Origin of the sequence: Stenotrophomonas sp. S39 (assembly GCF_016624665.1) — a bacterium.
Lineage (GTDB): Bacteria > Pseudomonadota > Gammaproteobacteria > Xanthomonadales > Xanthomonadaceae > Stenotrophomonas.
The window spans coordinates 1-6876 of sequence record NZ_JACVTT010000150.1 but is presented as its reverse complement, the minus strand read 5'-3'; the positions used below and the strand labels follow the sequence as shown (position 1 = coordinate 6876).

7 protein-coding genes, 1 tRNA gene and 1 pseudogene are annotated in these 6876 nt (G+C 67.6%); 3 read left to right on the top strand and 6 right to left on the bottom strand.

Going from position 1 to position 6876, the window contains the following annotated elements:
* Positions 1-110 precede the first annotated feature (110 nt).
* Positions 111-527 (bottom strand): GNAT family N-acetyltransferase, encoded by a 417-nt coding sequence (locus IAE41_RS21455; RefSeq protein ID WP_079222271.1) that lies wholly within the window; start codon positions 525-527, stop codon positions 111-113.
* A gap of 76 nt (positions 528-603) precedes the next feature.
* Between IAE41_RS21455 and IAE41_RS21450 the strand changes: the two genes are divergently transcribed.
* Positions 604-1560 (top strand): SOS response-associated peptidase family protein, encoded by a 957-nt coding sequence (locus IAE41_RS21450; RefSeq protein WP_200734487.1) that lies wholly within the window; start codon positions 604-606, stop codon positions 1558-1560.
* Positions 1561-1575: 15 nt separating this feature from the next.
* Here IAE41_RS21450 and IAE41_RS21445 read toward each other — a convergent pair whose 3' ends face one another.
* Positions 1576-1956, bottom strand: coding sequence for a response regulator (locus tag IAE41_RS21445; RefSeq protein ID WP_200734486.1), 381 nt, complete (start codon positions 1954-1956; stop codon positions 1576-1578).
* Positions 1957-2094: 138 nt separating this feature from the next.
* On the opposite strand from IAE41_RS21445, the gene IAE41_RS21440 reads away from it, so the two are divergent.
* Positions 2095-2180: transfer RNA gene (locus tag IAE41_RS21440), tRNA-Leu, on the top strand.
* Between the two features lie 64 nt (positions 2181-2244).
* Here the strand turns inward: IAE41_RS21440 and IAE41_RS21435 are convergent.
* The 3 genes and pseudogenes from IAE41_RS21435 to IAE41_RS21425 form a co-directional block, all read right to left on the bottom strand.
* Positions 2245-4082 (bottom strand): annotated as a pseudogene (locus IAE41_RS21435) (methyl-accepting chemotaxis protein).
* 271 nt (positions 4083-4353) lie between these two features.
* Complete coding sequence (locus tag IAE41_RS21430; protein WP_200734485.1) at positions 4354-4764, bottom strand: GNAT family N-acetyltransferase; 411 nt, start codon at positions 4762-4764, stop codon at positions 4354-4356.
* A 15-nt stretch (positions 4765-4779) separates the two neighbouring features.
* The gene (locus tag IAE41_RS21425; protein ID WP_108746898.1) at positions 4780-5055 is read right to left on the bottom strand and encodes a hypothetical protein; all 276 of its coding nucleotides are present in this window, start codon (positions 5053-5055) and stop codon (positions 4780-4782) included.
* A gap of 166 nt (positions 5056-5221) precedes the next feature.
* On the opposite strand from IAE41_RS21425, the gene IAE41_RS21420 reads away from it, so the two are divergent.
* Positions 5222-6310: a DUF5694 domain-containing protein gene (locus IAE41_RS21420; protein ID WP_200734484.1), complete on the top strand. Its 1089-nt coding sequence runs from the start codon at positions 5222-5224 to the stop codon at positions 6308-6310.
* 102 nt (positions 6311-6412) lie between these two features.
* Here IAE41_RS21420 and IAE41_RS21415 read toward each other — a convergent pair whose 3' ends face one another.
* Positions 6413-6784, bottom strand: coding sequence for a hypothetical protein (locus IAE41_RS21415; RefSeq protein ID WP_200734483.1), 372 nt, complete (start codon positions 6782-6784; stop codon positions 6413-6415).
* Between the last annotated feature and the right edge of the window lie 92 nt (positions 6785-6876).

Here is a 6876-nt window from a genome sequence, read left to right as displayed (position 1 = left end):
ATCACCCTTTCACGGTGGCGACCGGGGTTCGAATCCCCGTGGGGACGCCAATTCTTGAAGACCCCGGCCTCGGCCGGGGTTTTTCTTTGCCTGTCATCCAGGCATCGAGTTCAGAAGCGCCGATACATGCCGACCGATGCCGGTGCGGTGGGTGCAAATCCGAACTGCGCGTACAGGCGATGCGCCTCGCCATCGGCGAGCAGGCTCACATAGGCCGACGGCGGCAGATTCGCCTGCATCCACGCATCCAGCCGCCGCATTACTTCCTTGCCCAGCCCCTGCCCCTGCAACCGCGGCAACACGGCGATATCGCAGACCTGCAGGTGGCAACCGCCGTCGCCGACGATCCGGCCCATCGCCACCAGCTCACTTCCCTGGTAGGCGCAGACGCCGAACAGCGTGTTGGGCAGCGCGCGGCTGGCGGCCTCGGCGGTCTTCGCACTCAGCCCGGCCAGCAGGCGCAGCTGGCAGTAGTCCTCCACGGTCGCTACGCCGTCGCGGAACTGGCAGGTCGTCGAATCACTCATGCGTCATCTCCATGTGGTCAGGCTATCCTGCCGTAGTCACGTCGCAGCCGCTGCGACCTTCGCCCACAGAACGCCCATGTGCTACTCCGCCCTGATCCGCGCCGACTACGCCAAGCTTGTCCGTGAATACGGCGCCGTGCTGTCGCTGGAAGAATTTGCCGAGCTGTACGCGCACGATCCCGGCAAGAAGCGGCCGAAGACACCCAAGGCGATGGACGATGGCTTTGCCGGCGCGCGCACCGGGCAGGGCCGCGACATCGTGGCGAAGATCCAGCAGTGGCATGCCGAGGAGCAGCAGGCGCTGCACGCCGAGCTGTTGAAGCAGAGCGAACGGCGCGACATCGCCCACGCCACCCTGGCCACGCGGCCGACACAGAAAGCGCGCAACGAACTGCGCGTGGCCAGCAACCGCATCGAACGCGCGCAGGCACGCCTGGACGACCTGCACCGGGTGCAGCTGCTGCCGCGCGACAACCGCATTTTCCCCGGCACCTACGCGCCGGTGATGGTCAGCGAAAACGGGCAGCGGGTGATCAAGCCGATGCGCTACCAGTGCCGCCTGCCGGACAAGCCCGCACGCAACGACGTGCTCTACCCGGGCACCTACAACGCGCGACGCGACAGCCTGGAAGGCTACTGGCGCGGCGCCTTCGGCCTGCGCCACGGCGTGGTGGTGGTCAGCGCGTTCTACGAGCACGTGCCGCGCCATGCCATGGCCGGCCGCAGCCTGGATACCGGAGAAAAGGAACAGGACGTGGTGCTGGAATTCCGCCCCGACCCGCCACGTGATCTGCTGCTGGCCTGCCTGTGGGCCGAGTGGGAAGGCCCGGAAGGCCGGCTGTTGTCCTTCGCCGCGATCACCGACGCACCGCCGGCCGACGTGGCTGCCGCCGGTCATGACCGCGGCGTGGTGCCGATCCGGCCGGAACACCTCGATGCCTGGCTCAACCCCGATCCGGACCAGCTGGCCACGCAGTACGCCATCCTCGATGACCGCGAGGATCTGCGTTACGTCTACGAAGAGGCGGCCTGAGCCTGAGCCCGGCGGTCAGGCCCTGGCGCTGGAACGGCCGACCGCGCGCACCAATGCCCGCGACAGATCCGCCGACAGGTAGGGCTTGACCAGCAGCACGCCGCCGCGCATCGATGCAGGCAGCTGATCGGCGGTCATGCCGGTGGCCAGCACGAAGGGCACGCCGCGTGCGGCCAGGGCAGCGGCCACCGGCTCACTGGTCTCGTTGCGGGCCAGCCGGTAATCCAGCAGAGCCACGTCCGGCGAGGTGTCCTGCAGCAGGCGCAACGACTCGGCAACCGTCTCGGCCAGACCGACCACCACGGCGCCGGCCTGCACCAGCTGCATCTGCAGCAGGGCGGCACTCATCTCATCGTTCTCGACCACCAGCACCCGCAGGCCTTGCAACGCAGTCATGGGCCTCCCTCCGGCGCCTGTCAACCGGATCCAGTATAGCCATCGCCCAGCCATTACCGACAAATCAACGGGCTTCCGGCCCTGTACAGAGGCGCCTCTATGAAGGTCCGCCGGGCTCGGTTACACTAGCCCGCTGCTGCCGGTGTGGCGGAATGGTATACGCAGCTGACTCAAAATCAGCCGGGGGTGACCCCATGAAGGTTCGAGTCCTTTCACCGGCACCATCGAACAAAAGGCCAGGTCATCGATCTGGCCTTTTGCGTTGCTGCAGGCGCTTCCGCCCCGGCGTCAGGTCACGACCCGCAGCATCGGCATCCGCTGCGCGCCTCCACCGCCCTGCCCCGCATCCACCCGGAACCCGGCCACGGTCTGCAGCAGCTGCGCGGACTGTTCCTCCATGCTGCGCGCCGCCGCCGAGGCTTCCTCCACCAGCGCTGCGTTCTGCTGCGTGCCCTGGTCGATCAGGTCGACGGCCTGGTTCATCTGCTGGATGTCGTCGCTCTGCTGCTGTGCCGCCGTGCTGATCTGGGTCATCAGTTCGCTGACCCGGCGTACGTCGCGCACGATCTCATCCATGGTGCGCCCCGCGCTTTCCACCTGTGCGGTGCCTGCGCCGACGTTGGCCACCGATGCGTCGATGAGCTGCTTGATCTCCTTGGCCGCACTGGCCGAACGCTGCGACAGCTCACGGATCTCGGTGGCCACCACGGCGAAGCCGCGGCCATGCTGCCCCGCGCGCGCGGCTTCCACGGCGGCATTCAAGGCCAGGATGTTGGTCTGGAAGGCAATGCCGTCGATCACCCCGATGATGTCGACGATGCGCCGCGAGGACGTGTTGATCACCGCCATGGTCGAGACAACTTCATGGACCACGGTGCCGCCGCGCGCCGCCACGTCGGCCGCGCCACCGGCCAGTTCACTGGCCTGGCGTGCATGGGTGGCGGTGCGCTGCACGGTTTCGGCCAGGCCCTTCATCGACACCGCCGTTTCTTCCAGCGACGCGGCCTGCTGCTCGGTGCGCTGGGACAGATCGTTGTTGCCCTGCGCGATCTCGCTCGCGCCCACCGCAATGGTGTCGGCGGCGAACTTGATCTGGCCGAGGATGCCGGCCATGGCCTCCACCAGCGCGTTGACGCCCTCGCAGAGATCGGCGATCGGGCCACGCTTGTCGGTCATGTCCACGTGGTGGGTCAGGTCACCCTGCTTTGCGGCCGCCACCACTTCGCGGGTCTGCGCCACGGCGCGCTGGGTGGCCTGGTTTTCATGCACCTGCGCGGTGATGTCGGTGGCGTACTTCACGACCTTGAACGGGCGACCGTTCATATCGAGGATGGGGTTGTAGGACGCCTGGATCCACACCTCGCGCCCGTCCTTGCCCAGCCGCCGGTACTGGCCCGCGTCGTACTCGCCCCGGCCCAGTTTTTCCCAGAACTGGCGGTATTCGGCGCTTTCGCGCTGGTCGGGTTCGACGAACAGGGAATGGTGCCGGCCGCGCACTTCCTCCAGCGTGTAGCCGGTGGCGGCGAGGAAGTTGGCATTGGCGGACAGGATGCGACCGTCCAGGCTGAACTCGATGACCGCCTGCGACTTGTCGATGGCCGCCAGCTGGCCGGCCGAATCGGCGGCCTGCAGCTTCGCGCGGTGATGTCCGTGGCGAACTTCACCACCTTGTACGGCCGGCCCTGGCGATCCAGCACCGGATTGTACGAAGCCTGGATCCAGATCTCGCGCCCGCCCTTGCCGATGCGCCGGTACTGGCCGGCGTCGAACTCGCCGCGCGCCAGTCGCGCCCAGAACTCGCGGTACTCGGCGCTGCGGGCATGGTCGGGGTCGACGAACAGGGCGTGGTGCTGGCCCTGGATCTCATCAAGGCGGTAGCCCACCGCCTGCAGGAAGTTGTCGTTGGCCTGCAGGATGGTGCCGTCGAGGGCGAACTCGATGACCGCCTGCACGCGATGCAGGGCAGCCACCTGTGCGGCAAGCTCATCCTGCCGGCGGTCCTGCGCGGACACATCAGAGGTGGTGCGCTGCGCACCCAGCGCGCCCAGCAGCAGGCGCCAGGGTGAGTAACGGGAATGGGAATCGGCCGGCGTCTGCTCACCCGCCGTGAAGCCTGGCATCAGCATCGTGGGTTCCTCGGAGTCCAATGAAATGCAATCCGGCGGGCGGATGCCCGGCGGGGCCATCAATTGCCTGGACTTGCAGACGCGCGGGGGGAAGCGTCCTTGTTCGTCTTGCGCGTAAAGCTGGACTGCGGACTGCGGAAGGCGGTACACACAGCACGGGCCGCCCGTCGGGGGCAGCCTGGAGTCCAGCAGCGAAAGGCAGGAGCGGGATCCAGTCAGGTTATCGGCGGGCGGGACGCCACCTTTAGGGCGATCTGCACGGCCCGCGCCTTCACAATGCCCGGCGGTACAGCAGCTTGCCCCCGGCCTCGCCCTGGGCCTGGTAGCCATTGCGCTCCAGCAGGGCCACCATCTGCGGGAAGGCCTGCGAGGTCTTCACCTCGATGCAGCCGTAACCCTGCGCGGCTGCCCAGCGCTGCTGGGTTTCCAGCAGCGCCTGGGCGATGCCCTGGCGGCGATGGGCCGGATGGATGCCGCCAACCCAGCTGTAGAAACGCCTGCGATCGAGCGCGTAACCCACCTTGAAGCCGACCAGTTCACCGCCCTGCTCGGCCACCAGCACCAGGTGGCGGCGCCCGGCCAGGCGTTGTGCATAGGTGGCATGGGTGCGTCCCTGGCCCAGCTCGCCCACGCTCTGCAGCACCTGCAGGGCTTCGTCCAGATTGCCTACTCTTACCAGCATCGTGCTTCTCCGCGGTCAGCGTTGACGCCACATCATCCAGCGCAGCACGGCAATGGCCAGCACGGCCGGCAGGTAGCCGAGACTGCCCACCCACACAAGCAGCGCCGCCGTCACCCAGCCACCGCCGCCACCGAAGATCCACGACGTGTGCTGCAGGACATGCAGTGCCACCGGCAGCAGCAGCGCCGGCGACAGCCGCAGCAGCTGCCAGCGCCAGCCGAGCGGCCCGACGAAGCCGATGATGGCACCGAGCAGTGCAGCGATCGTCACGATGGGGAGTGCAGCGTCCATGTCGGTGTTCGTTTCCAGGGTGCAGCAGCCATTGTGGACCACCACCGCCGTTACAGCGATGCGCGCTGCGCCGGGAAGGTTGCAATGACCAACGACCCATTACATCGAGCGTCGCTGCGTGCAGCATCACCAACATCACGGATGCATCCATTGCAGGGAGAAGCCCATGTTCAAACGTCGCGCGTGTGTCTTGTTGTTGAGCCTGTGCAGTGCCGCCGCCGGCGCCGCTGATGCGCCCTATCGCCCCGCCTTCCATCCGGGCGAGCACAAGGGACCGCCTGCCGGCCGCATGAATGACGTCCTGGTTCTGGGCAGCCCGCATCTCTCCGCCCTGCCCGATTCGTTCCAGCCGGCGATGCTGGAGCCGCTGCTGTCGCGCCTGCAGGCATGGCAGCCCACGGCCATCGCAGTGGAGAACGTATCGGGCCTGCAATGCGACTTCATGCGCCGCAGCCCGACCCGCTACGCCGACAGCGTGAGCACCTACTGCGTCGACACCGCACCGGCACAGGCCGCCACCGGACTGGATGTACCGCAAGCCAATGCCGAAATGGAGCGGATGCTGGCGACATGGCCGAAGGATGCCACGCCGGCCCAGCGGCGCCGGCTGGCAGCGGTATTCCTGGCTGCGGGCGAACGCGGTTCGGCCATCGTGCAATGGCTGCGCCTGCCCAGCAGCGAACGCCGCGCGGCCGACAGCCTGACCCCGGAACTGGTCGCCTTCCTGGATGCACGCGTGCTGCGCAAGGACGAGGTGAACCTGGTCGCCGCCGAGCTGGCCGCGCGGCTGGGGCTGGAACGCCTGTGGTCGGTGGATGACCACACCGCCGATACGGAAACCCCGAAGGAACTGCAGAAGGCCTATGCAAAGGCCATCCGCGGCGCGTGGGACAACCCCGCCAGCAAAGCCCGCCGCGCGGCCTCTGCTCCCTTCGATGACAACGTGGCCCAGCCAGGCGGCGTGCTGGCCCTCTACCGCCACGAGAATTCCCCCCAGACCGCGCAGAACGTCTACGACAGCGACTTCGGCGCTGCCCTGGTCGAACCGTCGCCGGAGGGCTTCGGCCGCAACTACGTGGGCTACTGGGAAACGCGCAACCTGCGCATGGTCGCCAACATCCGCGACGTGCTCGGCCAACACCCGGGCACGCGCATGCTGGCCATCGTCGGTGCGTCACACAAGTGGTACTACGAGGCCTACCTCGACCAGATGCATGACGTGCGGCTGGTGGATGTGGAGCCGGTACTGCGCTGAGCCAGCACGCTGTCTGTAGAGTCGAGCTTGCTCGACTGCCAGCCTCGTAGAGTCGAGCTTGCTCGACTGATTCTGGCCGACAGCAGTCGAGCAAGCTCGACTCTACGGGCCGAACGTCTTGACCATCAACGCGGGCGAGACGAACACGCGCAGCCCATGCGCCAAGGGCTGCTGCATGTCGTAGCCACGCGCATGCGGCCAGCTGCCGGCACCACCGATCTCCACGAACTCGGCGCCCGCGTTGCGGACGACGCGGGCGCCGGGACTGGATGCCAGGCAACCGTCGAACACCGGTTCGCCCTGCCCTGCTGCGAATACCTGCACGCGTACATCGCCGGTGAGCGCATTGAAGCCAAGCTGCAGCTTCACGCTGCCCTGCGCATGGGCGACCTGCACGTCGATACCCTCGGACGTGTCCACCTGCGGTGCGACGCCGAACAATTCAAGGAACGCGGTTTCGTCCCACGCAAACATCAACACCCTCGCCATTGGTACAGTCGAGGGGGGGGGGGGGGGGGGGGGGGCGGGGCGGGGGGGGGGGGGGGGGGGGGCCCGGGCGGGGGGGG